The organism is Paucibacter sediminis (genome assembly GCF_030254645.1).
In the GTDB taxonomy this organism is placed as follows: Bacteria; Pseudomonadota; Gammaproteobacteria; order Burkholderiales; family Burkholderiaceae_C; genus Paucibacter_B; species Paucibacter_B sediminis.
Map to the genome: position 1 here is coordinate 1,297,960 of NZ_CP116346.1, position 26,619 is coordinate 1,324,578.

At 66.1% G+C, this 26,619-nt stretch carries 26 protein-coding genes; 6 read left to right on the forward strand and 20 right to left on the reverse strand.

Going from position 1 to position 26,619, the window contains the following annotated elements; translation table 11 throughout:
- Positions 1-17: 17 nt before the first annotated feature.
- From PFX98_RS05880 to recA, 11 genes are all read right to left on the reverse strand, one after another.
- Complete coding sequence (locus PFX98_RS05880; RefSeq protein WP_285234246.1) at positions 18-458, reverse strand: pilin; 441 nt, start codon at positions 456-458, stop codon at positions 18-20.
- A gap of 193 nt (positions 459-651) precedes the next feature.
- The gene (locus PFX98_RS05885; protein ID WP_285234247.1) at positions 652-1,431 is read right to left on the reverse strand and encodes an MBL fold metallo-hydrolase; all 780 of its coding nucleotides are present in this window, start codon (positions 1,429-1,431) and stop codon (positions 652-654) included.
- Between the two features lie 175 nt (positions 1,432-1,606).
- Positions 1,607-2,263 carry an FHA domain-containing protein gene (locus PFX98_RS05890; RefSeq protein WP_285234248.1) on the reverse strand — a complete coding sequence of 219 codons (657 nt, stop codon included), beginning with the start codon at positions 2,261-2,263 and terminating at the stop codon, positions 1,607-1,609.
- Between the two features lie 85 nt (positions 2,264-2,348).
- Positions 2,349-3,140 (reverse strand): Stp1/IreP family PP2C-type Ser/Thr phosphatase, encoded by a 792-nt coding sequence (locus PFX98_RS05895; protein ID WP_285234249.1) that lies wholly within the window; start codon positions 3,138-3,140, stop codon positions 2,349-2,351.
- A gap of 26 nt (positions 3,141-3,166) precedes the next feature.
- Positions 3,167-4,210 (reverse strand): serine/threonine-protein kinase, encoded by a 1,044-nt coding sequence (locus PFX98_RS05900; protein ID WP_285234250.1) that lies wholly within the window; start codon positions 4,208-4,210, stop codon positions 3,167-3,169.
- Between the two features lie 24 nt (positions 4,211-4,234).
- Entirely contained in the window at positions 4,235-4,972 is a 738-nt protein-coding gene (locus PFX98_RS05905) for a TerC family protein (RefSeq protein WP_285234251.1), read from the reverse strand.
- Positions 4,973-5,178: 206 nt separating this feature from the next.
- Positions 5,179-6,072, reverse strand: coding sequence for a succinate--CoA ligase subunit alpha (sucD, locus tag PFX98_RS05910; RefSeq protein WP_285234252.1), 894 nt, complete (start codon positions 6,070-6,072; stop codon positions 5,179-5,181).
- A gap of 31 nt (positions 6,073-6,103) precedes the next feature.
- Entirely contained in the window at positions 6,104-7,264 is a 1,161-nt protein-coding gene (gene sucC, locus PFX98_RS05915) for an ADP-forming succinate--CoA ligase subunit beta (RefSeq protein ID WP_285234253.1), read from the reverse strand.
- Positions 7,265-7,295: 31 nt separating this feature from the next.
- Complete coding sequence (locus PFX98_RS05920) at positions 7,296-7,892, reverse strand: DUF2889 domain-containing protein (RefSeq protein WP_285234254.1); 597 nt, start codon at positions 7,890-7,892, stop codon at positions 7,296-7,298.
- Positions 7,893-8,088: 196 nt separating this feature from the next.
- Positions 8,089-8,598 carry a regulatory protein RecX gene (locus tag PFX98_RS05925; RefSeq protein ID WP_285234255.1) on the reverse strand — a complete coding sequence of 170 codons (510 nt, stop codon included), beginning with the start codon at positions 8,596-8,598 and terminating at the stop codon, positions 8,089-8,091.
- Positions 8,599-8,617: 19 nt separating this feature from the next.
- Positions 8,618-9,655 (reverse strand): recombinase RecA, encoded by a 1,038-nt coding sequence (gene recA, locus PFX98_RS05930; RefSeq protein ID WP_285234256.1) that lies wholly within the window; start codon positions 9,653-9,655, stop codon positions 8,618-8,620.
- A 141-nt stretch (positions 9,656-9,796) separates the two neighbouring features.
- On the opposite strand from recA, the gene PFX98_RS05935 reads away from it, so the two are divergent.
- Both PFX98_RS05935 and PFX98_RS05940 read left to right on the forward strand, forming a co-directional pair.
- Positions 9,797-10,477 (forward strand): response regulator, encoded by a 681-nt coding sequence (locus PFX98_RS05935; RefSeq protein WP_285234257.1) that lies wholly within the window; start codon positions 9,797-9,799, stop codon positions 10,475-10,477.
- A 15-nt stretch (positions 10,478-10,492) separates the two neighbouring features.
- Positions 10,493-12,004 (forward strand): sensor histidine kinase, encoded by a 1,512-nt coding sequence (locus tag PFX98_RS05940; RefSeq protein WP_285234258.1) that lies wholly within the window; start codon positions 10,493-10,495, stop codon positions 12,002-12,004.
- Here the strand turns inward: PFX98_RS05940 and rodA are convergent.
- The 5 genes from rodA to PFX98_RS05965 all read right to left on the reverse strand — a co-directional run bounded on the left by rodA (position 11,991) and on the right by PFX98_RS05965 (position 17,818).
- Entirely contained in the window at positions 11,991-13,148 is a 1,158-nt protein-coding gene (rodA, locus tag PFX98_RS05945; protein WP_285234259.1) for a rod shape-determining protein RodA, read from the reverse strand. The two genes, PFX98_RS05940 and rodA, sit on opposite strands and share 14 nt — an antisense overlap.
- Positions 13,145-15,139: a penicillin-binding protein 2 gene (gene mrdA / locus PFX98_RS05950; protein ID WP_285234260.1), complete on the reverse strand. Its 1,995-nt coding sequence runs from the start codon at positions 15,137-15,139 to the stop codon at positions 13,145-13,147. The genes rodA and mrdA overlap by 4 nt, the downstream gene beginning before the upstream one ends.
- A gap of 9 nt (positions 15,140-15,148) precedes the next feature.
- A complete protein-coding gene (gene mreD, locus PFX98_RS05955; protein ID WP_285234261.1) occupies positions 15,149-15,670 on the reverse strand; it encodes a rod shape-determining protein MreD in 522 nt (173 codons plus the stop codon).
- Positions 15,667-16,689 carry a rod shape-determining protein MreC gene (mreC, locus tag PFX98_RS05960; protein ID WP_285234262.1) on the reverse strand — a complete coding sequence of 341 codons (1,023 nt, stop codon included), beginning with the start codon at positions 16,687-16,689 and terminating at the stop codon, positions 15,667-15,669. Before mreC ends, mreD begins: the two co-directional genes overlap by 4 nt.
- A gap of 85 nt (positions 16,690-16,774) precedes the next feature.
- On the reverse strand, positions 16,775-17,818 hold the full coding sequence (locus PFX98_RS05965; RefSeq protein WP_137945426.1) for a rod shape-determining protein: 1,044 nt from the start codon (positions 17,816-17,818) through the stop codon (positions 16,775-16,777).
- 273 nt (positions 17,819-18,091) lie between these two features.
- On the opposite strand from PFX98_RS05965, the gene gatC reads away from it, so the two are divergent.
- The 3 genes from gatC to gatB are packed head-to-tail and all read left to right on the forward strand — an operon-like array spanning position 18,092 to position 21,346.
- On the forward strand, positions 18,092-18,391 hold the full coding sequence (gene gatC, locus PFX98_RS05970) for an Asp-tRNA(Asn)/Glu-tRNA(Gln) amidotransferase subunit GatC (protein ID WP_285234263.1): 300 nt from the start codon (positions 18,092-18,094) through the stop codon (positions 18,389-18,391).
- 2 nt (positions 18,392-18,393) lie between these two features.
- Positions 18,394-19,887, forward strand: coding sequence for an Asp-tRNA(Asn)/Glu-tRNA(Gln) amidotransferase subunit GatA (gene gatA / locus PFX98_RS05975; RefSeq protein ID WP_285234264.1), 1,494 nt, complete (start codon positions 18,394-18,396; stop codon positions 19,885-19,887).
- Between the two features lie 4 nt (positions 19,888-19,891).
- Positions 19,892-21,346, forward strand: coding sequence for an Asp-tRNA(Asn)/Glu-tRNA(Gln) amidotransferase subunit GatB (gene gatB, locus PFX98_RS05980; protein ID WP_285234265.1), 1,455 nt, complete (start codon positions 19,892-19,894; stop codon positions 21,344-21,346).
- Here the strand turns inward: gatB and PFX98_RS05985 are convergent.
- From PFX98_RS05985 to PFX98_RS05995, 3 genes are all read right to left on the reverse strand, one after another.
- The gene (locus PFX98_RS05985) at positions 21,343-22,014 is read right to left on the reverse strand and encodes a hypothetical protein (protein WP_285234266.1); all 672 of its coding nucleotides are present in this window, start codon (positions 22,012-22,014) and stop codon (positions 21,343-21,345) included. The two genes, gatB and PFX98_RS05985, sit on opposite strands and share 4 nt — an antisense overlap.
- A complete protein-coding gene (gene pyrE, locus PFX98_RS05990; RefSeq protein ID WP_285234267.1) occupies positions 22,014-22,685 on the reverse strand; it encodes an orotate phosphoribosyltransferase in 672 nt (223 codons plus the stop codon). The genes PFX98_RS05985 and pyrE overlap by 1 nt, the downstream gene beginning before the upstream one ends.
- 100 nt (positions 22,686-22,785) lie before the next feature.
- A complete protein-coding gene (locus PFX98_RS05995; protein WP_285234268.1) occupies positions 22,786-25,080 on the reverse strand; it encodes a TonB-dependent receptor in 2,295 nt (764 codons plus the stop codon).
- A gap of 198 nt (positions 25,081-25,278) precedes the next feature.
- Between PFX98_RS05995 and PFX98_RS06000 the strand changes: the two genes are divergently transcribed.
- Positions 25,279-26,067, forward strand: a complete 789-nt coding sequence (locus PFX98_RS06000; protein ID WP_425334670.1) for an exodeoxyribonuclease III — start codon at positions 25,279-25,281, stop codon at positions 26,065-26,067.
- Positions 26,068-26,106: 39 nt separating this feature from the next.
- On the opposite strand, the gene PFX98_RS06005 is transcribed toward PFX98_RS06000, so the two are convergent.
- Positions 26,107-26,601 carry a VOC family protein gene (locus PFX98_RS06005; protein WP_285234269.1) on the reverse strand — a complete coding sequence of 165 codons (495 nt, stop codon included), beginning with the start codon at positions 26,599-26,601 and terminating at the stop codon, positions 26,107-26,109.
- Positions 26,602-26,619 lie beyond the last annotated feature (18 nt).

Genomic DNA, 26,619 nt, shown 5'->3' on the forward strand with positions numbered 1-26,619 from the left:
ACATCAGCTATGCAGCATCAGGTCTTCGGCAGGAACTTCGAAGCAACCGTGCCGTCGACCGTGGTCCTGCAGGTTTGACCCGCGGTACAGGTGATCGTGTACACAACCGTCTTGGTGTCCACGAGAGCATTACCCGTGCCTTGCATCTCCATCGACACGGTGGCGGTGCCAACACCCGTGCCAGCAGCGGTCACCGACTTCACGTACTTGCCGCTGATGTTGGTCGGCGTGGCGTCCAGGCCGAAATCGGCATTGGTCGCACCGTTGGTCAGGGTTCCGTCGTTGAACATCACTTGGGCATTCTTGATCGCCACGGCGGCCAGCGATGCGGCTTCCGAAACCTTGCCCTTGGTCGTGTAATCCTGATAAGCCGGCAGTGCCACAGCAGCCAGGATACCGATGATGGCGACCACGATCATCAGTTCGATCAGGGTGAAACCTTGTTGAACGCGCTTCATAGACAACTCCGTACAAGAAAAGGATTGAGGGGTAGAGACACCCCCCTTGAATGCAGGGGTCGTGCCAGCCTGGATTCGGGCCACTTTCGTGATGCGCGTCACGGACCACCGGGGACTTGGCGGGCAGCGCTGACAATTTTCGTCAGTCCGACCGACGTATTCGGTCCCATCGCCCCGCGGCTGACAGCTTTCGTCAGCCCAGGCTGAACACCCGCCCGGCCTCCAGCGCCGCAATACGGTGTGCGGTTGTGAGCGCGTGGACGCCGGCCATCACGGCGGCAATCTCGCCTGGCTTGATATGGGTGATGTGCACGTCGGCGCTGCCGGCCAGCTTTGCCAGCTCCTGACCCAGCATGCGCGGGCAGAGATGCCGGCTGAGTTCGGCGAGCTCGCATTCCTCGTTGCCAAACGCCGTCTCGATGACGAGATGCGCCAGCTTGAGCCCGGCCAGGCGCTGCCAGAGCGCGGGGTTGGGGCCGGTGTCGCCGGTGAAGACCCAATGGCCGGCCGCGCCGCCATCGACGGCAAAGCCCACGGCAGGCACGGTATGCGCTGCACTCAATACCTCGACGGTGCGCCCGTTGAATTCCAGGCGCTCGCCGACGGCGAAGGGATGGAACTGCAGGATGGGGTGTTCACGATCCGGCAGCCGCGTGAAATCGGGCCAGATCACGCCGTTGAACACATGCTGTCGCAAGGCATCCAGGGTCTGCGGCAGGGCATGGACCTGGATGGGCGGGCGCCCAGCCTGCGTGCGCTGGCGCATCACGGCATCCGCCATCAACGGTATGCCCAGCACATGATCCAGGTGCGAATGGCTGAGCAGGATGTGATCAATGCGCGCCATCGCCTCCAGATCGAGGTCGCACACACCGGTGCCCGCGTCGATGAGAACGTCCTCATCGAGCAGGAAGGAGGTGGTCTTGAAACCGGCGGCGATGGCGCCGGAACAACCCAGGACGCGAATCTTCATGAGGGGCTCTGGAGACGAGCCCATCAGGGGCCCGGGAACGCTACCCGAGGGTAGCGGTGGTCAGCCCCGCAATTTACGCCCCTGGGCCAAAGCCGCAAGGCAGGAAGTTGGTGTTTTTCCTCACCCCTTGGGGTGCACGGCAGGCCGGCAAAGCCCAGCGTGAAAAGCTGCACGCTCAGCCCTGCAGGAACTGCATCTGCGTGCCCGCCAACTCGATCACATCGCCGCTCTTCAAGGCCACCGATTCGCCCGTGAGCGGCAGGCCGTTCACGGTCGGTCGCGAAGCGCCTTCGACATGGGCAAACACATAGCCGCTGGGCCGCTTGGTGATGGAGGCCACCTGCACGCCCGGCTTGCCCACGGTGGTCACGACCTTGGTGAGGCTGACCTCGCGGCCCGCGGCGGCACCATTCAGCACCTTGATGGAGGCTGGCGTGGCCGCACTGGCGGCGGGAGCCAGGCCTCCAAACGAGGAAGGCAGGCCGAAACCCGAGGGCGGCGTCGCCCCGGGCTTGAGAATCATGGTCTTCTCGTAATCGGCGTTGTCTTCGATCAGGAACTTGATCTTGTACTTGCCGACCTCGACGATGTCGTTGTTGGCCAGCAGCTGCTTCTTGATCGCCTTGCCGTTGATGTAGGTGCCGTTGGTGGAGTTCAGATCCTCGATGAAGACATCGGATCCCACCATTTGCAGCACGGCATGCTCACCGCTGACCGCCAGATTGTCGATCACGATGTCGTTGTACGGCCGGCGCCCGAGCGTGGTCTTGTCCTTGGTGATCTGGACCTCCTTGATCACCACGCCGTCGAGCGAAACCACCAGCTTGCCCATGCTTTGACCTCAGTCTGTTGTTGCGCCCAATGAACCGCGGCTTGTGCCGCCAGCGCCACGGGCGAGGCTTTGTTTGCTTTTTTGCTTACTGCTTGCGTCCGAACGGCCACCAGGCCCGGCCACCCTGACGGGTGCGCCCCTCGGCCCTGGCCAATACGATCGCAATATTATCCTTGCCACCCATGTCATTGGCTGCATCAATGAGCGCTTGGGCCGCTTCGGACAGCGAAGGGTAGCTTAAGAGCAACTGCTGGATGGATTCGCTGTCCAACATATCGGACAAACCATCGGAACACAGCAGGTAGACGTCGCCGGGCTGCACCTCGTGCTGATGCAGCTCCAGCATCACCGCGTCTTCCACCCCGACGGCGCGCGTCACCAGGTTCTTGTTGCTGGAGAACACCGCCTCTTCCGGCGTCAGCAGCCCGGCGTCGAGCTGCTCCTGCAGCAGCGAATGATCGCGGGTGATCTGGGTCAGCTGGCCGGCACGCAGGCGGTAGGCGCGCGAGTCGCCCACATGGCCCAGCAGCAGATGGCCCTCGCGGAAGGTCGCCAGCACCAGGGTGGTGCCCATGCCGGCATAGCGCGGATTGGTATTAGCAGCGTTGAAGATGGCGCGGTTGGCGTTGTCCACGCAGATGTCCATGGCGCGTCGCACATCGGCCACCGCAGCGGCCGAACCGGCCTCCTTGAGCCAGCGGCCCAGCTCGGCCTTGATGAAGGAGGTCAGCATCTGGCTGGCCACCTCGCCCGCGTTGTAGCCGCCCATGCCATCGGCCAGCACGGCCAGACCGACGCTTTCGTCCAGGGCCACCGAGTCTTCGTTGTTGTCGCGCGCGCGGCCCACGTCGGTCGCGCAGTAGAGCTCCAAGGTCATGTCGGCTGGGCAGGTCTGGGGATTGATTAGGGATTCTGCCCTGGATCGTTCAGATCCAGACGCAGTGTTTGCGCGAACGCCTTGCCGTCGGCCGGCGGCGCCTCGCTGGCGGCCGCACCGGCGGCTGGGGCAGTCCCATCCAGGGCGCCAGTCAGCCCCCCTTGAGCCAGCACGGCTTCGAGGTCGGCCGCAAACTGCTCGCCGCTGGCGTAACGCAGCTCGGGGCGCTTCTCCAGCGCCAGGGCCAGCACCATCGCGAGGGACTCGGGCAGGTCGGGTCGCAGGTGGCGCACATCCGGAGCCGGCTGGTTGGCGATCTGGTACATCAGCTGCGCCATCGAGTCGCTCTGGTGCGGCAGCTGCCCGGTCAGCAGCTGGTAGAGCATCACCCCGAGGGAATAGAGGTCGCTACGGCCATCCACCTTCAGCCCGGCGAGTTGTTCGGGCGACATGAAGGAGGGCGTGCCCAGCACCAGGCCGGTGCGGGTGCGGCTGCCGTCGGCCAGGCGTGCGATGCCAAAGTCCATCACCTTGATACTGCTGCTGACCCGATCCAGCATCACATTGGCCGGCTTGATGTCGCGATGCACCACGCCCTGGCTGTGCGCGTAGGCCAGCGCACGCGCCAGGCGAATCACCAGCTGCAGCACTTCACGGGCCGGCAGCAACTGGCCGGGGCGGGTGTAGTGGCTGAGGTCGCGCCCCAGCACATATTCCATCGCGATCCAGGTGTCGCCACCGACCTCGCCGGCGTCCAGGATCTGCAGGATGTCCGGGTGCTGCAGATGGCCGGCCGCGCGCGCCTCGCGCATGAAGCGCTCGCGCACATCGATCAGGTCCTCGGGCGCAAACTCGCGCTGCAGGGCCAGGCGCTTGATCGCCACCTGGCGGCCGGTCTTGCTCTGGGTGGCCTTGTGCACCACGGCCATGGCGCCACGGCCGATTTCCTCACCCAACACATAACCCGGCACCAGGCTGGCGGACTGGTGCAGCTCGGGCTGGGTGGATGGCTCTGACTCCGGCTGCTCGGCTCGGCCAAGAATGCGTTTCCAGAAGCCGGGCGCGTTCATGGCATCTCCGCTCGAGCGCGAAACTCAGCCCTGCTCGCCCGCGGCGCGCGCCGCGAACAGCTTGCCCAGCGCCAGCACCAGCAGCGCGCCCAGCACGCCGCTGGCGTAATGCCAGAGCGGCAGCACGTCCGAGATGGCCTTGCGTTCGCTGCCCGGAGGCAGGGGCAGCCAGGGGCTCAGCGCCGGATCGGACAGCATCATGGTGCCGGCGATCCAGCCCAGCAGCATGGCACCGGCGGTGATCACGACGGGGAAGCGGTCCATCAGCTTGATCACCATCTGGCTCCCCCAGACGATGATGGGGATCGACACCAGCAGACCGAAGATCACCAGCGGCATCTTGTGATCACCACCCGCACCCTCGGCGGCGCCGGCGATCGCGATCACGTTGTCCAGGCTCATCACGAAGTCGGCCACGATCACCGTCTTGACGGCGGCCCAGAGCTTGTCGCTGGCCTGGACACTGGCATGTTCGTCCTCATCCTCCGGCACCAGCAGCTTCATGCCGATCCAGAACAGCAGCGCACCACCGATCAGCTTCAGATAGGGCAGCTTGAGCAGGGTCAGCGCAAAGAAGATCAGCACCACGCGCAGCACGATGGCGCCGGCCGTGCCCCAGATGATGCCCTTGGTGCGCTGCGCGTCCGGCAGCTTGCGGCAGGCGAGCGCGATCACAACGGCGTTGTCGCCACCCAGCAGGATGTCGATCATGATGATCTGGCCGACGGCAAGCCAGAATTCGGGACTGAACAGCATGTCCATGGTGTGTGCTGATGCGGTAAGGATCCTGGTTCAGATCGCCCAGTCTAAAGCCTGGGCGTCCATGCGGACGCTGGCGGCCGAAATGCAAAGAGGGGCTGTGGCGCCCCTCTTTTTGTTCGCGCGCCTGGCGGCGCCACGATTGTCTGGTGCCTGGCCTGCGCGCCGATGCGTGATAGTACGCACCCCCGCAGGCCGGGCCGGCCGGCTTAGAGCAGGCCCTTCAGCAGCTTGGCCATCTCGGACGGATTGCGCGTCACGGTGAAGCCGCACTCTTCCATGATGGCGAGCTTGGCATCGGCCGTGTCGGCACCGCCGGCGATCAGCGCGCCGGCATGGCCCATGCGCTTGCCGGGAGGGGCGGTCACGCCAGCGATGAAGCCGACCACCGGCTTCTTCATGTTCAGCTTGCACCAGCGCGCGGCTTCGGCCTCGTCCGGGCCACCGATTTCACCGATCATGATGACGGCGTCGGTATCCGGATCGTCGTTGAAGGCCTGCATCACGTCGATGTGCTTGAGGCCGTTGATCGGGTCGCCACCGATACCGACGGCGCTGGATTGGCCCAGGCCGATTTCGGTCAGCTGTGCCACGGCTTCGTACGTCAGCGTGCCCGAACGCGAGACCACGCCGATGCGGCCCTTGCGGTGGATGTGGCCGGGCATGATGCCGATCTTGATTTCTTCCGGCGTGATCAGGCCGGGGCAGTTGGGGCCCAGCAGCAGGGTCTTCTTGCCGCCGGCCGCTTCCTTGGCCTTCATCTTGTTGCGGATTTCCAGCATGTCACGGACGGGAATGCCTTCCGTGATGCAGATGGCCAGATCCAGGTCGGCTTCCACGGCTTCCCAGATCGCGGCGGCAGCGCCGGCGGGCGGCACATAGATCACCGAGACGGTGGCGCCGGTCTGGGCGGCCGCTTCCTTGACGGTGGCGAAGATGGGGATGTCCGAGAACTTCTCACCGGCCTTCTTGGGGTTCACGCCGGCGACGAAGGCGTTCTTGCCGTTCGCGTAGGCCTGGCAGCCCAGGGTATGGAACTGGCCGGTCTTGCCAGTGATGCCCTGGGTGATGACCTTGGTGTCTTTGTTGATGTAGATCGACATGATTTCTTTCCTTGCGGGGCTTTAGGCAGACTCAGGCAACAGCGGCCACGATCTTGGTCGCGGCTTCGGCCATGGTGTCGGCAGCGATGATGGGCAGGCCGGAGTCGGCCAGCATCTTCTTGCCCAGCTCTTCATTGGTGCCCTTCATGCGCACGACCAGCGGCACGGACAGGTTCACCGCCTTGCAGGCCGTGATCACGCCTTCGGCGATGGTGTCGCACTTCATGATGCCGCCGAAGATATTGACCAGGATGCCCTTCACTTCGGGGTTCTTCAGCATGATCTTGAAGGCTTCGGTGACCTTCTCGGCGGTGGCGCCACCACCCACGTCCAGGAAGTTGGCCGGCTCGCCGCCGAACAGCTTGATGGTGTCCATGGTGGACATCGCCAGACCGGCACCGTTCACCAGGCAGCCGATATTGCCGTCCAGGCTGATGTAGGCCAGGTCGAACTTGGAGGCTTCCACTTCGGCCGGATCCTCTTCGTCCAGATCACGGTAGGCCACGATCTCGGGATGACGGAACAGCGCGTTGGCGTCGAAGTTGAACTTGGCGTCCAGGGCGATCAGATTGCCCTTGGAATCGCAGTTCAGCGGGTTGATCTCGACCAGCGAGGCGTCGGTGTCCATGTAGCACTTGTAGAGCTTCTGGAACAGATCGACGGCCTGGTCCACCGAGTGACCGCTCAGCCCGATGCCGGCGGCGATCTTCTTGGCCTGCTCGACCGTCAGGCCGACCAGCGGGTCGATCAGCTCGGTGAGGATCTTCTCGGGCGTGGAATGCGCCACTTCCTCGATGTCCATGCCACCCTCGCTCGAAGCGATGAAGGCCACCTTCTGCGTGCCGCGGTCGGTGACCAGCGACACATAGAGTTCATTCTTGATGTCGGCGCCCTCTTCGATGTAGAGGCGACGGACCTTCTGGCCTTGCGGGCCGGTCTGGTGCGTCACCAGCTGCATGCCCAGGATCTGCTCGGCCAGCGCCTTCACGTCTTCCAGCGAACGGCCCAGCTTCACGCCGCCGCCCTTGCCGCGGCCGCCGGCGTGGATCTGCGCCTTGACCACCCAAACCGGGCCGCCGAGCTTTTGCGCGGCTTCCACCGCTTCTTGCACGGTGAAGGCCGGGATGCCGCGGGGCACCGGCACGCCGAACTGGCGCAGGATTTCCTTGCCCTGGTACTCGTGAATCTTCATAGGGAGGTCTCGCTTGATGGATAGAGGTAAATCAGGAAGAGGAAGATGCGGGCAGCGCCTGCGCGTCCGGCCGAGCCGACGCGCCGCGATACCAGCGAGGGTAATGAGTTTGCACCACCGCGCCGTCGCTGCGAAGTGCATGGCAACGATCCAGCTGGAAGGGCGGCTGACCATCGGCCGAGCCTTCGCGGGTGTCGATCACCAGCCCGGCAAAGGCCTGGATCACCGCGGTGGGCAGCACCTGGGTCAGCTCGGTGAGATGGGTACAGCCATGCACACCGGCCAGCCGTTGCTTGACCTCGGCGCGAAAGCCCTTGAGCAGATTCAGGCCGACCAGGCGGCCATAGGCCTCGCCATGCTGGTCGCAATGCCCGGGATAAGGCATCCAGCGCGTCTGCGAACTGGAGGACAGGATGTTCAGCTGCGCGTCCACCACCAGATGCAACAGCATGTCGTGCACCGGGTCGCCCGCCTTGCGGACGCCATGGGCCAGGGGAATGTCGCGGGTCTTGCTGTCCTTGAGCTCCGCCTCGACATCGTAGAGGCCATCGGCGCGCGCATAGACCTGCACGTCGATGCTTCGACGGTGCAGCAGCTGACGCTCGGGACAAGGGGTGAGCAGGGACATGAAACGCGTGGACGGCAGTGGCGCAAAAATGTAGCCCGCAGGCCTTCAGAGGCCGGCGGGCACGCCTTGCGCAGGGCGCCAATGTAGCATGCTGCGCTGCATCAAGGCTTTCACGAGGCTGTCAACACCGACCTTGGCCGGGCGTTCCTGGCGCCAGCTTGCGCCACATCAAGCCCGCTTGGAGCCCTGGCACCGGCTATTCATCGTCCGCGCGCAGCACGCGGCGTATCACCTCGGCCGAGAAGCCCCGGCCGGCCAGAAAACGCATCTGCTTGGCGCGGGCCGCGGCATCCAGCGGCGCCGCGCCGCCGAATTTGCGCTGCCAGATCTGGCGCGCGCGCTCGAGTTCGCTGTCCTTCAGCCTGGCTTGCTGCTCGGCCTCGAGCTGCACCCCATGCTGAGCAAGCTCCTGCTGAATGCGCAGATTGCCATAGCGCTGGCTGCGGGCATGGATGCGCGATTCGACAAAGCGTGCCTCGCTCAAATAGCCCTGGGCCTGCAGCCAGACCAGCAGGGCATCGACCTCCGCGCCCACGTCATGCTCGGCCGGATCGGGCGACTCCGTTGCGCCGGGCTGGGTCGCCTCGGCCAGGCGCTGCCGCGCCAGCCGCACGAGCTTGCGCCGCAATTCGGCCAGGCTGTGCTCGCGCTGTGCCAACAGGCCGATGGCGCGCGCCTTCAGCGACAGCGGCTGCCCGCGCACCATGCCCGCCTGCCAGTGCCGATCAGCCCGCCTCGCTCTCGGTCAGCAACGGCACGCCCATGGACTCACGCACCTTGTTCTCGATCTCGATGGCCACGTCGCGGTTCTCGCGCAGGAACTCGCGCGCGTTGTCCTTGCCCTGGCCGATCTTCTCGCCGTTGTAGGCATACCAGGAGCCGGACTTCTCCACCACCTTGGCCACCACGCCCATGTCGATGATCTCGCCCTCGCGACTGATGCCCTCGCCATAGAGGATGTCAAATTCGGCGGTCTTGAAGGGGGGCGCAACCTTGTTCTTCACCACCTTGACCTTGGTCTCGGAACCGATCACCTCTTCACCCTTCTTGATCGAGCCGATGCGGCGGATGTCCAGACGCACCGAGGCGTAGAACTTCAGCGCGTTGCCGCCGGTGGTGGTCTCGGGGCTGCCGAACATCACGCCGATCTTCATGCGGATCTGGTTGATGAAGATGACCATGCAGTTGGTCTTCTTGATGGTGGCGGTGAGCTTGCGCAGGGCCTGGCTCATCAGGCGGGCCTGCAGGCCGGGCAGGGAGTCGCCCATCTCGCCTTCCAGCTCGGCCTTGGGGGTCAGTGCGGCCACCGAGTCCACCACGATCAGGTCCACCGAACCCGAGCGCACCAGGGCATCGACGATTTCCAGCGCCTGCTCGCCGGTATCGGGCTGGCTGATCAACAGCTCCTGCAGGTTCACGCCGAGCTTTTGCGCGTACTGGATGTCCAGCGCATGCTCGGCGTCGATGAAGGCGCAGACACCGCTGAGCTTTTGCATCTCGGCAATGACCTGCAGGGTCAGCGTGGTCTTGCCCGAGGACTCCGGGCCGTAGATCTCGACCACCCGGCCGCGCGGCAGGCCACCCACGCCCAGTGCGATGTCCAGGCCCAGCGAGCCGGTGGACACCACCTGGATGTCTTCAATCACCTCGCCCTCGCCCAGGCGCATGATGGAACCCTTGCCGAATTGCTTTTCGATCTGGGCAAGTGCGGCCTGCAGGGCCTTGGCTTTCTCGGTGTTGATGGCTTTGACAGGGGCGTCCATGAATGCTCTCCGGTTGATGCGCGCATTATGGCGCAATCTGTATATTCGTACAGTAGTTTATGCGAAGCCCGCCGGCAAGCGGGCGGCTCCATAGAATGAGGGACAGGCGCCGGCATCCCTGCCCCGGCCCATGGAGACAAGATGCGCATCCTGATCGCTGAAGACGACCAAGTGCTGGCCGATGGCTTGTTGCGCTCATTGCGCGCCTCGGGCTATGCCGTGGACCAGGTGGGCACCGGCACCGAGGCCGATGCCGCGCTGGCCTCGCATGAGTTCGATCTGGTGATTCTGGACCTGGGCCTGCCGCGCCTGCACGGGCTGGAGGTGTTGCGCAAGCTGCGCGCGCGCGGCACCTCGGTGCCGGTGCTGATACTCACCGCGGCCGACAGCGTGGAGCAGCGCGTCAAGGGCCTCGACCTGGGCGCCGACGACTACATGGCCAAGCCCTTCTCGCTGCAGGAACTGGAAGCGCGCGTACGCGCCCTCACCCGGCGCGGCCTGGGCACCGCGTCCAGCGTCATCAAGCATGGCCCGCTGTCGTTCGACGCCACCGGCCGCGTCGCCTACATCAACGACCAGATGGTGGAGCTCTCGGCGCGCGAGCTCTCGCTGCTGGAGGTGCTGCTGCAGCGCGCCGGCCGGCTGGTCAGCAAGGATCAGCTGGTGGAGCGCCTGTGCGAATGGGGCGAAGAGGTCAGCAACAACGCCATCGAGGTCTACATCCACCGCCTGCGCAAGAAGATCGAGCAGGGCCCGATACGCATCGCCACGGTGCGCGGCCTGGGCTACTGCCTGGAGAAGATCCAGGAAGTCAAGACCTGACCCCCGGCGTCATGCATGGCCGCTGATACCGGGCAACGTTCGCTCTTCGGCGAGATCCTCGACTGGATGCTCGCCCCCCTGCTGGTGATCTGGCCCATCAGCGTGGCGCTGACCTGGCTGGTGGCGCAGGGCATTGCCAGCAAGCCCTACGACCGCGAGCTGGGCGAGATGGCACGCTCGCTGGGCCTGCAGGTGGCGGCCGAGCAGCCGCGCGCCGGCAAGGCCAGCGCGCGCTATGCGCTCTCGCCCGAGGCCGCGGCGCTGCTGCGCGCCGACGAGGCCGACACCATCTACTACCAGGTGCTGGGGCTGCGCGGCGAGTACCTGAACGGCGATCGCAACCTGCCCGTGCCCACCGCCGACGAGACCATCGTGCCCTGGGAGCTGCACTTCCGCGACGACGAGGTGGACAACGAAAACGTGCGCGTGGCCTATCTGTGGGTGGTACCCGAAGGCATGGGGCCCAGCGGCAAGACCATGCTGGTGCAGGTGGCCGAGACCCTGGGCAAGCGCGCGCGCCTCACCAACGAAATCATCAAGGGCGTGATCCTGCCGCAGTTCGTGATCCTGCCGCTGGCCGTGCTGCTGGTGTGGCTGGCGCTGGCGCGCGGCATCGCGCCGCTGAACGACCTGCAGCGCCGCATCCGCTCGCGCGAGAGCTCGGACCTCAGCCCCATCGATGAGCGCCGCATTCCCGACGAGGTGGCGCCGCTGGTGCGCGCCATCAACGACCTGCTGGAGCGCCTGGACCAGTCCATCAGCAGCCAGAAGCATTTCCTCGCCGACGCCGCGCACCAGCTCAAGACACCGCTGGCCGGCCTGCGCACCCAGGCCGAGTTTGCGCAGCGCGAGATCGACGAGGGCCGCAGCTCGCCCGGCGAACTGAAACGTTCGCTGCAGCAGATCTCGCTCTCCAGCCAGCGCGCCGCGCACATGGTGAACCAGCTGCTGGCGATGGCACGGGCCGAAGACCAGGAGCATGCGGCGCGCCGCAGCGAGGTGAATCTGCCCGAGCTGGCCATCGAGACGGTGCGCGACTTCGTGCCGCGCGCGATGGAGAAGCGCCTGGACCTCGGCTACGAGGGCCCCGACGAGGCCAGCAGCGCGCTGCGCATCCTGGGCCATCCGCTGCTGATCCGCGAGCTGATCCGCAATCTGGTGGACAACGCCCTGCTCTATACGCCGGCCGGCGGCACCATCACCGTGCGGGTAGTGGAAGACCCGTTCGGCCAGGTCTGCGTGCTGCAGGTGGAAGACTCCGGACCTGGCATTCCAGAGTCAGAGCGCGAGAAGGTGTTCCAGCCCTTCTACCGCGCGCTCGGCACGAATGTGGACGGCTCGGGCCTGGGCCTGGCGATCGTGCGCGAGATCGCCCAGCAGCACGAGGCCGAGGTCACGCTGGACGAGGCGCGGCCGCGCCGCCCCGGCATGGTGGAGCCCGACGGCATGGGCCCGGGCGCGCGCTTCACGATCCGTTTCCAGGCCCATGTGCTGAAGGGCGAGGAGCCTCCGCTCAGCGGTGCATGAAGCGCCGGCTCTTGGAGATCGACATCAGCATGCCAAGGCTCAGCCCCAGCATCACCATGGCGGTGCCGCCATAGCTGATGAAGGGCAGCGGCACCCCCACCACCGGCAGGATGCCCGACACCATGCCCATGTTGACGAACACATAGGTGAAGAAGCTCAGCGTGATGGCCCCGGCCATGAGGCGCGAGAACAGCGTCGGCGCCTCGGAGGCGATCATCAGGCCGCGCAGGATCAGGGCGCTGAAGCCCAGCAGCAGGGCCGCCGCGCCGATCAGGCCGAACTCCTCGCCAAAGGCGGCGAAGATGAAGTCGGTGGTGCGCTCGGGGATGAACTCCAGATGGGTCTGCGTGCCCTTCATGAAGCCCTTGCCGGTCACGCCGCCCGAGCCGATCGCGATCTCGCCCTGGATGATGTGGAAGCCCTTGCCCAGCGGGTCCTTGGTCGGGTCCAGCAGGGTGCAGACGCGGTTCTTCTGGTACTCGCGCAGCACCGGCCATTTCACCTCGGGCTGACAGATCGCATCCTCGCTCATCACCAGCGCCGTGATGGCGATGGCGCCGATGGCGATGGCTGGCACGATCAGCTTCCAGGACAGGCCGGCGAAGAAGATCACATACAGGCCGGCGGCCAGCACCAGGATGGCCGTGCCCAGGTCCGGCTGCTTGGCCACCAGGCCGACGGGAATCGCCAGCAACACGAAGGCGGCCACGAAGTCGGGCAGGCGCAACAGGCCCTCACGCTTCTGGAACCACCAGGCCAGCATCAGCGGCATCGCGATCTTCAGGATCTCGGAGGGCTGGATCTGCGTCACGCCGATGCTGAGCCAGCGCGTCGCGCCCTTCTTGGTGACGCCGAACAGCGCCGTCGCCACCAGCAGCGCCACCCCCACGCTGTAGAGCGGCACGGCCAGCTTCATCAGCCGCTGCGGCGGTATCTGCGCCATCAGGAACATGATGGCGAGCGAGAGCAGCATATTGCGCGCATGGTCGACAAAGCGCGTGCCATGGTCGTAGCCGGCCGAGTACATGCACAGCAGGCCCAGGCCCATCAGCCAGGCGATCGCCAGCAGCAGCGGCAGGTCGAAGCCCTGGAACCAGGGCCGCAGGCGCTGCCAGAGGCTGGGGGCCTTGAAGGCAATATTCATCGCGAGGCTCCCGATGCCGCTGCGCTGGCGGCCGCCGGCACCGCCCCTGGCAGGGGCACTTGCGCGACCGGGCGCGGCTGGCCCACCGGCGCGGTGGTCTTGCCCTGCTGGGTCAGCGCGATGTCCTCCTCGCTGGGGTACTGGCCGGTCAGCACATAGTCGAACACGCGGCGCGCGATCGGCGCGGCCGAGGTCGAGCCGAAGCCGGCGTTCTCCACGATCACCGCCAGCGCGATGGTGGGCGCCTCAACGGGCGCAAAGGCGATGTAGAGCGAGTGGTCGCGCTTGTGCTCGTCGGCCTTGATGGCGCTGTATTTCTCGCCCGCCTTCAGGCCGATGGCCTGGGCCGTGCCGGTCTTGCCGCCGCTGCGGTAGGCCGCGCCCAGGAAGGCGGCGCGCGAGGTGCCCTCGATCGTCACGCCGTTCATGGCGTTGACGATCACCTCCACATGCTCGGGCTTGAGCGGCAGGGGCTCGAGCGCGTCGCTGGCGATGCGGCGCTTCTCATGCCTCACCACATCCTCGATCTCTCGCACCAGGCGCGGCTTGTAGCGCTGGCCGCCGGTGGCCAGGGTCGACACGGCGGTGGCCATCTGCAACATGGTGAAGTTGTTGTAGCCCTGGCCAATGCCCAGCGAGATCGTCTCACCGGGAAACCATTTCTGATTCGCCGGACTCTTGGCGAAGTAGCGGCGCTTCCAGTCCTGCGAGGGCAGCACGCCGGTGACCTCGCCCTGCACGTCGATCTCGGTCTTGCGGCCCAGGCCGAAAGGTTCCAGTTGATCGTGGATCAGGTCCACCCCCATCTCGTTGGCCAGGCTGTAGAAGTAGACATTGGACGAGCTGACGATCGCCAGGCGCATGTCCTTGGGGCCGGGCCGGTCGGTCTCCGGGCTGCCGAAGGTGCGGCCGCCGAAGCTGTAGGTCAGATTGTCCTGCACGATCACGCTGGGCCCGCGCTTGCCGCTGTTGAGCGCCGCCATCGCCATGAAGGGCTTGAAGGTCGAGCCGGGCGGGTAGGTGCCGCGCAGCGCGCGGTTCAGCAGCGGCTTGTCGATGTCCTCGTTGAGCTCGCGCCAGCTGTCGGCATCGATGCCGTCGACGAACAGGTTGGGATCGAAGGTGGGCTTGGAGACGAAGGCCAGCACCTCGCCGCTGCGCGGGTCGATCGCCACCAGGGCGCCACGGCGGTCCTTGTAGAGCTCTTCCACCAGGGCCTGCAGGCGGATGTCGATCGACAGCATCAGCGTGTTGCCGGGCGTGGGCGGCTGGTGCGCCAGGCGCCGCACAGCGCGGCCGCCGGCGCTGGTTTCCATTTCCTCGAAGCCGGTGCTGCCGTGCAGCTCCTTCTCGTAGGCCTGCTCCAGGCCCAGCTTGCCGATGTATTCGGTGCCGCGGTAGTTGGAGAGCTCCTCCTCGGGCCAATCCTCCATGGCCTTCTTCTCGGCCTGGTTGATGCGGCCGATATAGCCCAGCAGATGCGCGCCCACCTGCCCCATCGGATAGTTGCGGAACAGCCTCGCCTTGATCTCCACGCCGGGGAAGCGGAAGCGCTGGGCGGCGAAGCGCGCGACCTCGGTATCCGTCAGCTTGGTGCGGATCGGCAGGGACTCGAAATTCTTGCTCTCCTCCATCAGCCGCTTGAAGCGGCGGCGGTCACGCCCCTGGATCTCCACCACGCCGGCCAGCGCGTCGATGGTCTCGTCCAGATTGAGCACCTTGGAGGGCGTGATCTCGAGCGTGTAGGCCGAGTAATTGCTGGCCAGCACGATGCCGTTGCGGTCCTTGATGAGGCCGCGGTTGGGCACGATGGGCACCACCGTGACGCGGTTCGACTCGGCGCGCTCCAGCAGGGTGTCGTGCTGCACCACCTGCAGGAACACCAGGCGCGCCGCCAGCAGGGCAAAGCAGAACAGCACGAAGCCCGCCGCCGCAAGCACGCGGAAGCGAAAGCGCGAGAGCTCCTGATGGAGGTTCTTCAGAACCGTCATGGCAAGGCGCTAGAGCGGGCGATGCGCATCGGGGTCCGGCGGCCGGCGCTGCGGCGCCAGCAGGATCCAGCTGGCCACCGGCCACAGGGCCGCCTCGAACAAGGGCGCCAGCATCAGGCTCCAACCCGGCGCCATGCCACCCACCATCAGGCGCACCAGCAGCGAGGCCAGGTGCGCCAGCACGAACAGCGGCAGCACCTGTACCGCCTGCACCGGCAGCGAAAACCAGGGCAGGCGCCGGTGCAGGGCCACGGCGCCAAAGCTCAAGAGGCTGTAGGCCAGCGCATGCTGACCCAGCAGCGCGCCATGATGCACATCGATGAAGAGGCCGAACACGAAGGCGAAGCCCACGCCCACGCGGCGCGGCTGGTGCACGTTCCAGAACACCAGGGTGATGGCCAGCAGATCCGGCATGGCCGGCTGGCGGCCCAGCGGCACCATGTCCAGCACCAGGGCCAGGATCAGGGTGAAGGCGATGAAGAGGGGATTGGCGGGCAGCAGCAGCTGGCCCGAGCCGCGCGGCATGATCATCGCGTGTCCCCCTTGTCATTCCCCTTTTCATTCCCCTTGTCCCTGGCGCTTTCGCGCGCCGCATCCTTCTTGGCCTTGGCTTCCGCCTTGACCTGGGCCTTGCGCTCGGCGAACAGCGCGGCCTCCGAGGCCGCCGCCGCGGCCGCTTCGGCGCGCGCCGCCTCATGCACTTCCAGCGGTTCCAGGATCAGCACATGGCGCGCCGCGTCGGGCTCGGCCACCGGCGCCAGGCTCACGCGCGCAAAACTGGTATCGCCGCGGCGCTCCACCTGGGCCACCTTGGCCACCGGCAGGCCGGGCGGATAGACGCCGTCCAGGCCCGAGGTGGAGAGCAGGTCGCCGCTCTTGATGTCGGCATTCGCGGCCATGAAGCGCAGCTCCATCGGGCCCTCGCTGCGCTCGCCGCCATAGGCCACGCCGCGCTGCTGGGTACGGGTGTTGAGCACCGGGATGGCGGCGTCCTTGTCGGTCAGCAGCGTCACCTCGGCGGAGAAGTTGTAGACGCGCGTGACCTGGCCCAGCACGCCGGCATCGTTGATCACCGGCGAGCCGGCGCGCACGCCCTGGTGGCCGCCGCGGTCGATGATGACGCGCCGCGAATAGGGGTCGGCGGCCTCGTACAGCACCTCGGCCGCCAGCGATTTGACCGTCAGCGCCTCGCGCATCTTCAGCAGTTCGCGCAGGCGCTGGTTCTCGGCCTGCAGCTGTTGCGCACGCGAGAGCCGCTCGGCCTGCTGCACCAGTTGCTTGCGCGCCAGGTCTTCGGCCGCCATGGCGCGCTCCATGCCGCGCGAGTAGTCGCCCAGCTGCTCCCAGGCGTCCACCGGCGAGAGCAAGAGGCGCTGCACCGGGTGCAGCAGCAAGGCGAGGGCGGCGCGCGCCGGCTGCGCCACCTTGAAGCGCGCGTCCGCCACCATCAGGAACACCGCCAGCGCCGCGCACAGCAGCAGCTTGGTCAGCGCCGAGGGGCCTTGGCGAAAGAAGGGGGGCGGGGAGCGATCCAGGGTGCCGAAGGGCATGGCGCGTTCAGAACATGTTCACCAAGATGCACAAGAGCCGGCTCCGTGGGACACGTGCCGGCTCGCTGCAGACCATGGCCCGGGCTTATTCCGAGGTGAAGATCGAACCCAGGCGCTCCATGCGTTCCAGCGCCATGCCGCAACCGCGCACCACGCAGGTCAGCGGGTCCTCGGCCACCAGCACCGGCAGGCCGGTTTCCTCGGCCAGCAGGCGGTCCAGGTCGCGCAGCAGCGCGCCGCCACCGGTCAGCATCATGCCGCGCTCGGCGATGTCGGCGCCCAGCTCGGGCGGGGTCTGTTCCAGCGCGTTCTTCACCGCGGAGACGATCTGGTTGAGCGGGTCGGTGAGGGCTTCCAGGATCTCGTTGGACGAGATCGTGAAGCTGCGCGGCACGCCCTCGCTGAGGTTGCGGCCCTTGACTTCCATCTCCTTCACCTCGGAGCCGGGGAAGGCCGAGCCGATGTTCTTCTTGATCGCCTCGGCGGTGGGCTCGCCGATCAGCATGCCGTAGTTGCGGCGGATGTAGTTGATGATGGCCTCGTCGAACTTGTCGCCGCCGACGCGGACCGAGCCCTTGTAGACCATGCCGCCCAGCGAGATCACGCCCACCTCGGTGGTGCCGCCGCCGATGTCGACCACCATCGAGCCGCTGGCCTCGCTGACCGGCAGGCCGGCACCGATGGCCGCGGCCATCGGCTCCTCGATCAGGTAGACCTCGCTGGCACCGGCGCCCAGCGCCGATTCGCGGATGGCGCGGCGTTCCACCTGGGTGGAACCGCAGGGCACGCAGATGATGATCCTCGGGCTCGGCTTGAGCATCTTCGAGTCGTGCACCATCTTGATGAACTGCTTGAGCATCTGCTCGGTGACGGTGAAGTCGGCGATCACGCCGTCCTTCATCGGGCGGATCGCCTCGATATTGCCGGGCACCTTGCCCAGCATGGCCTTGGCCTCGCGGCCGACGGCCTGGATGGTCTTCTTGCCATTCGGGCCGCCTTCGTGGCGGATCGCGACGACCGAGGGTTCGTCCAGCACGATGCCCTTGCCGCGCACGTAAATCAGGGTGTTGGCGGTGCCGAGGTCGATGGCGAGGTCGGTGGAAAAGTAGCGGCGCAGGGAGGCGAACATGATGTGATGGGTTCGTCGGGCAGGCGCATCTGCAGCTGTGGCTCCAGATCACACCCGGTCCGAAAGCAGGCTTTGCGGGTCAGGGTAAGGCGGCAGACCAAGCTGCCACGGGAATCGTTCGCACCATAAACAGCGAGGCTGCGTGGACCTGAACGGCGCGCAGCCCCGATGGCATGGAGATAAGCGGAGATAATACCCGATCACCCCTAGGATCTGACCTAGCGCAAGCCCTTCCAGGGCTTTGTTTTTGACACTTTTGGACTTGCTTCCCCCATGGCCCTGACCCCTCAAGACGTGAGCCGCATCGCTCACCTGGCCCGGCTGGAATTGGCCGACAGCGAGCAGGCCGCCCTGCTCGGGCAGCTGAATGGCTTCTTCTCCATCGTGGAGCAGATGAGCGCGGTGGACACCAGCGGCGTCGAGCCCCTGTACACCCCGCTCTCCGCTGTGCAGGAGGTGGCCTTGCGCCTGCGCGAGGACGCCGTCACCGAGAGCAATCAGCGCGAACTCAACCAACGCAGCGCACCCGCCGTCGAAGACGGCCTGTTCCTGGTTCCCAAGGTCATCGAATGAGCATGAGCACCAAGTCCCTGCACGAAATGGGCGTGGCCGAACTGGGCCAGGGCCTGCGCGCCAAGGCGTTTTCCAGCGCCGAACTGACCCAACACCTGCTTACACGTGTTACCTCCCACCAGGCCCTGGGCGCCTTCCTGCATGTGGATGCGGCGGGTGCCTTGGCGCGCGCCCAGGCCGCCGATGCGCGCCTGGCGGCGGGTGAGGCCGGTGCCCTGATCGGCATCCCGCTGGCGCACAAGGACATCTACGTCACCGCCGACATGCCCACCACGGCCGGCTCCAAGATCCTCGCCGGCTACCGCAGCCCCTTCGACGCCACCGTGGTGGCCAGGCTCAATGGCGCCGGCACGGTCTCGCTGGGCAAGCTCAACTGCGACGAGTTCGCGATGGGCTCGGCCAACGAGAACTCGGCCTATGGCCCCGCCCACAACCCCTGGGACCTGGGCCGCGTGCCCGGCGGCTCCTCGGGCGGCTCGGCGGTGGCAGTGGCAGCGCGCATCGTGCCGGCCACCACCGGCACCGACACCGGCGGCTCGATCCGCCAGCCCGCCAGCTTCACCGGCATCACCGGCATCAAGCCCACCTACGGCGTGTGCTCGCGCTACGGCATGATCGCCTTCGCCTCCAGCCTGGACCAGGCCGGCCCGATGGCGCGCAGCGCCGAAGACTGCGCCCTGCTGCTCTCCGCCATGAGCGGCTTCGACGAGCGCGATGCCACCAGCGTGCAACAGCCGCCGCAGGACTTCCACGCCCAGATGCTGACCGCCCGCGAGGGCGCCACGGCCGCCCAGCCGCTCAAGGGCCTGCGCATCGGCCTGCCACGCGAGTTCTTCCCGGCCGCCCTGGCCGCGGACGTGAATGTGGCGGTGCGCGCCGGCCTGGCCGAGCTGGAAAAGCTCGGCGCCACCCTGGTGGACGTGAGCCTGCCCCGCACCGAACTGGCGATTCCGGTCTACTACATCATTGCCCCGGCCGAGGCCAGCTCCAACCTGAGCCGCTTCGACGGCGTCAAGTTCGGCCACCGTGCGGCCCAGTACGACGACCTGCTGGACATGTACAAGAAGAGCCGCGCCGAAGGCTTTGGTGCCGAGGTCAAGCGCCGCATCATGATCGGCACCTATGTGCTGAGCCATGGCTACTACGACGCCTACTACCTGCAGGCCCAGAAGCTGCGCCGCATGATCGCCGACGACTTCCAGCAGGCCTTCCGGCAATGCGATCTGATCGCCGGCCCGGTGGCCCCCAGCGTGGCCTGGAAGGCCGGCGAGGGCGCCGAGGACCCGGTCAAGGCCTATCTGGCAGACATCTTCACCCTGCCGGGCTCGCTGGCCGGCCTGCCCGGCATGAGCGTGCCGGTGGGCTTCGGCGAAGGCGGCATGCCGGTGGGTCTGCAGCTCTTGGGCAATTACTTCAAGGAGGGTCAGCTCTTGCACGCGGCCCATGCCTTGCAGCAGGCCACCGACTGGCACACCCAAGCCCCCGCAGGAATCTAAGCACATGGCATCTTCTAGCAAACTGATCCGTGGCTACGAGGTCGTGATCGGCCTGGAAAACCACGTCCAACTCTCCACCGCCTCGAAGATCTTCAGCGGGTCCTCCACCGCTTTCGGCGCCGCCCCCAACACCCAGGCCTCGCCGGTGGATCTGGCCCTGCCGGGTACGCTGCCGGTGCTGAACCGCGGCGCGGTGGAACGCGCCATCCGCTTCGGCCTGGCGGTGGGCGCCAAGGTGGCGCCGCTGTCGATCTTCGCGCGCAAGAACTACTTCTACCCCGACCTGCCCAAGGGCTACCAGATCAGCCAGTTCGAGATCCCGGTGGTGCAGGGCGGACGCGTGGAGTTCTTCGTCGGCGACGAGAAGAAGGTCGTCAACCTGACGCGCGCCCACCTCGAGGAAGACGCCGGCAAGAGCCTGCACGAGGACTACCACGGCCAGTCGGGCATCGACCTGAACCGCGCCGGCACGCCGCTGCTGGAAATCGTCTCCGAGCCCGAGATGCGCTCGGGCGCCGAGGCCTGCGAATATGCCAAGACCCTGCACGCGCTGGTGATGTGGCTGGGCATCTGCGACGGCAATATGCAGGAAGGCTCGTTCCGCTGCGACGTCAACGTCTCGGTGCGCAAGCCCGGCGAGCCCTATGGCACACGCCGCGAAATCAAGAACCTCAACAGCTTCCGCAACCTGATCCAGGCGGTGGACTACGAGGTGAACTGGCAGATCGACGAGATCGAGGATGGCCGCAAGATTCAACAGGCCACGGTGCTGTTCAACCCCGACACCGGCGAGACGCGCGCGATGCGCAGCAAGGAAGACTCGGCCGACTACCGCTACTTCCCCGACCCCGACCTGCCGCCGCTGTTGATCGCGCCGAAATGGGTGGAGCGGGTGAAGGGCGAGATGCCCGAGCTGCCCTCGGTGATGGCCGCGCGCTTCGAGCAGCAGGACGGCCTGACCGCCTACGACGCCGCCATCATGACGCAGAGCCTGGCCACGGCACGCTTCTACGAGGCCGCCAAGCAGGTCTGCGGCGCACCCAAGCTGGTGGCCAACTGGCTGATGGGCGAGGTCTCGCGCCGCCTCAATAGCGAGGAGCGTGAGATCGAGGCCAGCCCGGTCAGCCCGGCCCTGCTGGGCGCGCTGATCCAGCGCATCCAGGACGGCACCATCTCCAACAACGCCGCCAAGCAGGTGTTCGAGGCGTTGTGGAGTGGCGAAGGTTCGGACGTCGACGCGCTGATCGAGGCCAAGGGCCTGAAGCAGATGAGCGACACCGGCGAGCTCGAGCGCATCCTCGACGAGGTGCTGGCAGCCAACCAGAAATCGGTGGACGAATTCCGCGCCGGCAAGGACAAGGCCTTCAACGCCCTGGTGGGTCAGGCCATGAAGGCCACCAAGGGCAAGGCCAACCCCGCCGCGGTGAACGAGCTCTTGAAGAAGAAGCTCGGCGCTTAGTCGACGGAACCGGGAGCGGCGCCGGCCCAGAGCTTTCTGAGCCGCGCCAGCTCCGCGTCGTAGAGCTTGTTGACGCGCACCAGCTCGGCCTTCTGGTTCTCGATCAGCTCCTTCTGGGCCTGCGTCGATGCGTCATTGGCATCGAGCTGCAGCTTCAGCTTGGCGGGAAACTGCCTGCCCTTGTAGAACTCGGCCTCGTCCAGCAGGGGCTTGCGCTCCGCGGCCAGGTCCTGCACGCGCTTCTCAGAGATCTGCATCGACTTGACGACGTCGTCCAGCGCCGACTCGCGCGCCTTCTGATGCTGGGCCTCATTGCGGTAGCGCGTCATCAGGTTGCGATCGCGCCGGGCCGCATCGGCCCTGGCGGCCCGCTCGGCCGCCAGCTTGCGCTCGTTGGCCTCCTGCGCGGCACGCTCTTCGGGCGACATCGACGGCGGCACCACCGTGCGCAGGGAGCCGTCGGCATTCAACACGCGCTGCTCGCGCGCGCTGCATTCGGCGATCGGCCGGTCCGAGGTCAGGCGCCGGCCATCGGCGGTGGTGCAGCTGTAAATGCCGCCCGCGGATTTGAGCGGGGTTTGCGCCAGCGCTGCGGCCGCAACGGCCAGCCAGCAGGTGGCGGCAGCAGCGCAGCGAGCGGCAACGACGCGTAGTTCGGAAGCGCGCATCAGACTCCGTAACGATCTCGGTAGGCTTGCACCGCGCCCGCATGGGCGGCGATGGCAGGGCTGCTCGTCGTTTGCAAATACTGCAGCAAGTCCGACAGGCCGGCAATTGCGCTCACGGGCAGTTGCAATTGCTCGCTCACATACTGTACCGCCGACTTCGGGCTCTCCACGCCGTTCTCCACCGCCTTCTCCTGGCGGTCCAGGGCAATCGAGACGCCGCAGGGCGTGGCGCCCGCGGCCTGGATCATCGCGATGGACTCGCGCACCGAGGTGCCGGCCGAGATCACGTCGTCGATGATGAGCACGCGGCCCTGCACCGGCGCGCCCACCAGGGTACCGCCCTCGCCATGGTCCTTGGCTTCCTTGCGGTTGTAGGCAAAGGGCTTGTTGTGGCCCAGGCGGGCCAGCTCGATGGCCACCGCGGCGGCCAGCGTGATGCCCTTGTAGGCCGGCCCGAAGATCATGTCGAACTGGATGCCCGAGTCAATCAGGGTGCGCGCATAGAAGCCGGCCAGGCGGCCCAGCTTGGCACCATCGTCGAACAGGCCGGCGTTGAAGAAATAGGGGCTCAGGCGCCCCGCCTTGGTCTTGAACTCGCCGAAGCGCAGCACCCCCGCCTCGACGGCAAAGGCGACGAATTCCTGGGCCAGGGGGGGGGTGCGGGTGTTCATGGGCGGGGGCACGAGATGGGATTGGCCGGCATTGTAGGCGGCACAAAAAAGGCCCGGCCCCTTCTGAGGGCCGGGCCTGCGTACCAGGCGATCGGGCCTGTCAGTACGTGGCCTTGAACTGCACGCCGTAGCTGCGCGGTTCGTTGATGATGCCGGTGAGGTTGTTGAAGTCGATCGCCGCCACCACTTGCTGGCGGTTGGTGATGTTGCGCGAGTAGGCGGCGACCTCGTACTTGCCATTGGCCCAGCCGTAGCCCACGCGCAAGCCGCCTTCCAGCGAGGACTTGGCCTTGTACTCGACCGCCTCGTACAGGAACATGTTGTACTTGTCCTTGTAGGCCCAGTCGGTCAGCACATAGAGGTCGCCGTTGCCGATCTCGGTGCTGTACTTGAGCGTCCAGTTGATCACCCACTTGGGCGCGCGCGGCAGCGGGTTGCCACCGATCAGCACCGTGCCGGCCAATGGGCCCGGCTTGTTCAGCACCGTGCAACCGGTATTGGCCTCCAGGAACTGGAAGTTGGCATTGCCGCAGGGCTGCACGAACAGGTTGGGATCCTTGATCTCGGTGTCGTTGTAGCTCAGGCCCAGCGTGGTCTTCCAGTCGCGCGCGATGATGGCCTGCGCATCCAGCTCGAAGCCCTGGCCCTCGGCCTTGGCCGCGTTGACCAGCTTGTTCTGGTTGGTGCTGCCGCTGCCGGCGGTGAGCTGCAGATCCTTGACCTGGTACTTGAACACCGTGCCGCTGATGCGCGCGGTGTTGTTGAGCAGGTCCGCCTTGAAGCCGGCCTCAAAGGACAGCCCCTTCTCCGAATTGGCCACCGAGATGGTGTCGCCGAACAGCACGCGGCCCTGGATGGAGGGCGCGCGATAGCCTGTGGCGATGCGGGCGAACAGGGCGACGTTCTTGTCCAGGCTGTAGTTGGCGCCCAGGTCCCAGCTCCAGTTGCTGGACTTGGGATGCGCGGTCAGCGGGCCCACGTTGGCGCCGCCAAACGGGGTCTGGGTGCGCGCGCCGTCGAAGTCCTTCTTGTCATCCGTGTAGCGCAGGCCGCCGCGGATCTTGAGATCCGGCGTGATCGCATAGCTCAGATTGCCGAAGGCCGCCCATGACTTGGCCGACTGGTGCTGCACGGCGTAGCCGTTCTGCGGGTCGCCGGCGGAGAAGGAGTCGAAGTTGAAACTGTCGACCTGCAGCTTCTCCTGGAAGTAGTAGAGGCCGCCGATCCACTGCAGTGCGTCCTTGGTGGCCGACTGCAGGCGGAACTCCTGCGTGGTCTGACGCAGATAGGGCATGCCGTCCGCGGTCTGGGCGTCAAACGGGATCACCGAGGGCTGGCCGGGGAACTTGGGGCCGTCCGGAATGCCGGCAAAGCGGCTGCCGAAGCCGCCGTCCACGTCACCGCGGCTGTAGAACTCGGCGCGGTCGTAGGCGGTGATCGAATGCAGCGTCATGCCGTCCAGATCCCAGCGCAGGCGCGCGCTCACGCCGCTGGACTTGAGAGTCTGGCTGTTGTAACCATCGGTCGGATAGACCGAGGCGTCGAAGCCGTCCACCAGATCATTCGTGCCGCGCTTGATGACGTTGGCGCGGAAGGTGGTGGCGTTGCCCTTGTAGTCGCGGCCATGCACATTGAACAGCGCGTTGAAGCCGCCGTTCTTGTACGAGGCCTGCACGCGCACGGCCTTGTCGTTGTAGCCCTCCAGATCCTTCTCGGCATCCGGCAAGGGGTTGTGCACGCGGTCGCTGGCGCGCTGCATCATGCCCGAGGCACGCAGCGACCAATCGTCGTTCAGGGGCACGTTGATCGCGCCCTCGAAGTTCAGCGCGCTGTAGCGGCCAAAGCCGACGGTGGCATAACCCTCCAGGCGCTTGCCCGGCTTGACCGAGTCGAACTTCATCACGCCGGCCGGCGAGTTGCGGCCGAACAGCGTGCCCTGCGGGCCGCGCAGCACTTCCACCTGCTCGACGTCGAACACCGGGAAGCCCTTCAGCATCGGGCTTTCCTGCACCACGTCGTCGTACACCAGGCCCACCGGCTGCGAGGCATTCAGGTCGAAGTCGGTGTTGCCCAGGCCGCGGATGTAGAAACGCGGGAAGGTGCGGCCGAAATCGGATTCGATGTTCAGGCTCGGCACGCGTGCCGAGAGGGCGCGGATGTCCTGGCCGCTGGCGTTGTAGGTGTCGAGCGCATCACCCTTGATGGCCGAGATCGACATCGGCACCTCTTTGACGTTCTCGACGCGGCGGCTACCGGTCACGATCACCGCCTCCAGCTGCGCGGGCTCCTTGCGGGCCTCGGCCGACTCGGCGCTCTGCGCCAGCGCGGCATGCATGGGGAAAGCGGTCACGAGTGCCAGCGCCAGGGCGCTCGGCTTGAGTCCTTGCTGTTTCATGGGTACATCCTTTGGCGGTTCCGTTTGCGCACCCAATGCCGGCAAACGTTTGCGATTGAGGGTGCACGAAATCTAGCAGCCACATCGGCGCTTGCCAAATCCCCACCGATCGACGGTTGGAAATGTGGGTCGGCCACGACACCGGCAGCGAAGCCCCCTAGACTGCGAGACTTTCGTCCACGCCCCAGAAAGATCACCGTGCGCTTCATCTCCGCCAACCTCAACGGCATCCGCTCCGCCGCGAGCAAGGGTTTCTTCGAATGGCTGCCCGAGCAAAAAGCCGATGCGCTGGGCGTTCAGGAGGTCAAGGCGCAGGACGAGCATGTCGCCGGCGTCTATTGCAGTTCGGGCCAGTTGCAGGGCCATTTCCACTACGCCGAGAAGAAGGGCTATTCGGGTGTCGGCCTCTATACCCGGGAGGAGCCCAGCGACCTGATCCTGGGCTTCGGCGTGGAGGAATTCGACAAGGAGGGCCGCTGGGTGGAGAAGCGTTTCGACAAGCCCGGCCGCAAGCTCAGCCTGATCAGCTGCTACTTCCCCAGCGGCAGCAGCGGCCCGGAGCGCCAGGAGGCCAAGTTCCGCTTCCTCGATGCCATCTACCCGCACCTGATGGCGCTGAAGGCGGAGCGCGAATTCATCCTGGTGGGCGACGTGAACATCGCGCACAAGGAAATCGATCTGAAGAACTGGAAGGGCAACCTCAAGAACTCGGGCTTCCTGCCCGAGGAGCGTGCCTGGGTCAGCCAGCTGATCAACCCCGACGCAGGCGGCCTGGTCGACGTGTTCCGCACCCTCAACGACAAGCCCGAGCAATACACCTGGTGGAGCAACCGCGGCCAGGCCTATGCGAAGAACGTGGGCTGGCGCCTGGACTACCACTTCGCCACGCCCGCGCTCGCCGCGCTGGCCAAGCGCGAGCAGATCTACACGGCGCAGAAGTTCAGCGACCATGCGCCGCTGACGATCGACTACGACTTCAAGCTCTGATTTCGCGGGCGGCCGACGACGGCACGCTGATCCATGGCGCTAGGCTTGGCGCGACGCGGGTTTGGATGCCGTCCAGCGCCGCAGCTTCTCACGCGCACCGTTCGTGGCTGGGTCCATGGCCTGATCATGCTCGGCGCGCTTGGTGCACAGCTCGATCACATAGCCATTGGGGTCGCGGAAGTAGATCGAGTCAATGAAATGGTGGTCCGACACGCCGCGGGTCTCGATGCCCGCACCACGGCCTTTGGCAAACATCTGCTCGAGCGTTTCCCGCGACACCTCCAGCGCAATATGCAGATCGAAATCGTGCTGCGCCTTGAACTCGAACGGCATGTCGGGCGCCTCGAAGAAGGCCAGGAAGGAGCCGTCGTCGAGCCGATAAAAGGTATGCAAGGTATGCGTCGCACGGCCGCTTTTCGTCTGCGTGATCTCCAGGGTGCCGCTCAGCGGCAGGCCAAGAAAGTCTTCGTAGAAAGCGCGCGTTGCCTCCGAGTCTCGGCAGCGATAGGCGTTGTGATGCAGCTTGCGAATCATCGTGGCCTCCTCGTCAGC

Bases quoted from the DNA above. Each gene is read 5' to 3' on its own strand.
- PFX98_RS05880 (WP_285234246.1), bottom strand. From the start codon at position 458: ATGAAGCGCGTTCAACAAGGTTTCACCCTGATCGAACTGATGATCGTG.
- PFX98_RS05885 (WP_285234247.1), bottom strand. From the start codon at position 1,431: ATGAAGATTCGCGTCCTGGGTTGTTCCGGCGCCATCGCCGCCGGTTTC.
- PFX98_RS05890 (WP_285234248.1), bottom strand. From the start codon at position 2,263: ATGGGCAAGCTGGTGGTTTCGCTCGACGGCGTGGTGATCAAGGAGGTC.
- PFX98_RS05895 (WP_285234249.1), bottom strand. From the start codon at position 3,140: ATGACCTTGGAGCTCTACTGCGCGACCGACGTGGGCCGCGCGCGCGAC.
- PFX98_RS05900 (WP_285234250.1), bottom strand. From the start codon at position 4,210: ATGAACGCGCCCGGCTTCTGGAAACGCATTCTTGGCCGAGCCGAGCAG.
- PFX98_RS05905 (WP_285234251.1), bottom strand. From the start codon at position 4,972: ATGGACATGCTGTTCAGTCCCGAATTCTGGCTTGCCGTCGGCCAGATC.
- sucD (WP_285234252.1), bottom strand. From the start codon at position 6,072: ATGTCGATCTACATCAACAAAGACACCAAGGTCATCACCCAGGGCATC.
- sucC (WP_285234253.1), bottom strand. From the start codon at position 7,264: ATGAAGATTCACGAGTACCAGGGCAAGGAAATCCTGCGCCAGTTCGGC.
- PFX98_RS05920 (WP_285234254.1), bottom strand. From the start codon at position 7,892: ATGTCCCTGCTCACCCCTTGTCCCGAGCGTCAGCTGCTGCACCGTCGA.
- PFX98_RS05925 (WP_285234255.1), bottom strand. From the start codon at position 8,598: ATGGTGCGCGGGCAGCCGCTGTCGCTGAAGGCGCGCGCCATCGGCCTG.
- recA (WP_285234256.1), bottom strand. From the start codon at position 9,655: ATGGACGCCCCTGTCAAAGCCATCAACACCGAGAAAGCCAAGGCCCTG.
- PFX98_RS05935 (WP_285234257.1), top strand. From the start codon at position 9,797: ATGCGCATCCTGATCGCTGAAGACGACCAAGTGCTGGCCGATGGCTTG.
- PFX98_RS05940 (WP_285234258.1), top strand. From the start codon at position 10,493: ATGGCCGCTGATACCGGGCAACGTTCGCTCTTCGGCGAGATCCTCGAC.
- rodA (WP_285234259.1), bottom strand. From the start codon at position 13,148: ATGAATATTGCCTTCAAGGCCCCCAGCCTCTGGCAGCGCCTGCGGCCC.
- mrdA (WP_285234260.1), bottom strand. From the start codon at position 15,139: ATGACGGTTCTGAAGAACCTCCATCAGGAGCTCTCGCGCTTTCGCTTC.
- mreD (WP_285234261.1), bottom strand. From the start codon at position 15,670: ATGATCATGCCGCGCGGCTCGGGCCAGCTGCTGCTGCCCGCCAATCCC.
- mreC (WP_285234262.1), bottom strand. From the start codon at position 16,689: ATGCCCTTCGGCACCCTGGATCGCTCCCCGCCCCCCTTCTTTCGCCAA.
- PFX98_RS05965 (WP_137945426.1), bottom strand. From the start codon at position 17,818: ATGTTCGCCTCCCTGCGCCGCTACTTTTCCACCGACCTCGCCATCGAC.
- gatC (WP_285234263.1), top strand. From the start codon at position 18,092: ATGGCCCTGACCCCTCAAGACGTGAGCCGCATCGCTCACCTGGCCCGG.
- gatA (WP_285234264.1), top strand. From the start codon at position 18,394: ATGAGCACCAAGTCCCTGCACGAAATGGGCGTGGCCGAACTGGGCCAG.
- gatB (WP_285234265.1), top strand. From the start codon at position 19,892: ATGGCATCTTCTAGCAAACTGATCCGTGGCTACGAGGTCGTGATCGGC.
- PFX98_RS05985 (WP_285234266.1), bottom strand. From the start codon at position 22,014: ATGCGCGCTTCCGAACTACGCGTCGTTGCCGCTCGCTGCGCTGCTGCC.
- pyrE (WP_285234267.1), bottom strand. From the start codon at position 22,685: ATGAACACCCGCACCCCCCCCCTGGCCCAGGAATTCGTCGCCTTTGCC.
- PFX98_RS05995 (WP_285234268.1), bottom strand. From the start codon at position 25,080: ATGAAACAGCAAGGACTCAAGCCGAGCGCCCTGGCGCTGGCACTCGTG.
- PFX98_RS06005 (WP_285234269.1), bottom strand. From the start codon at position 26,601: ATGATTCGCAAGCTGCATCACAACGCCTATCGCTGCCGAGACTCGGAG.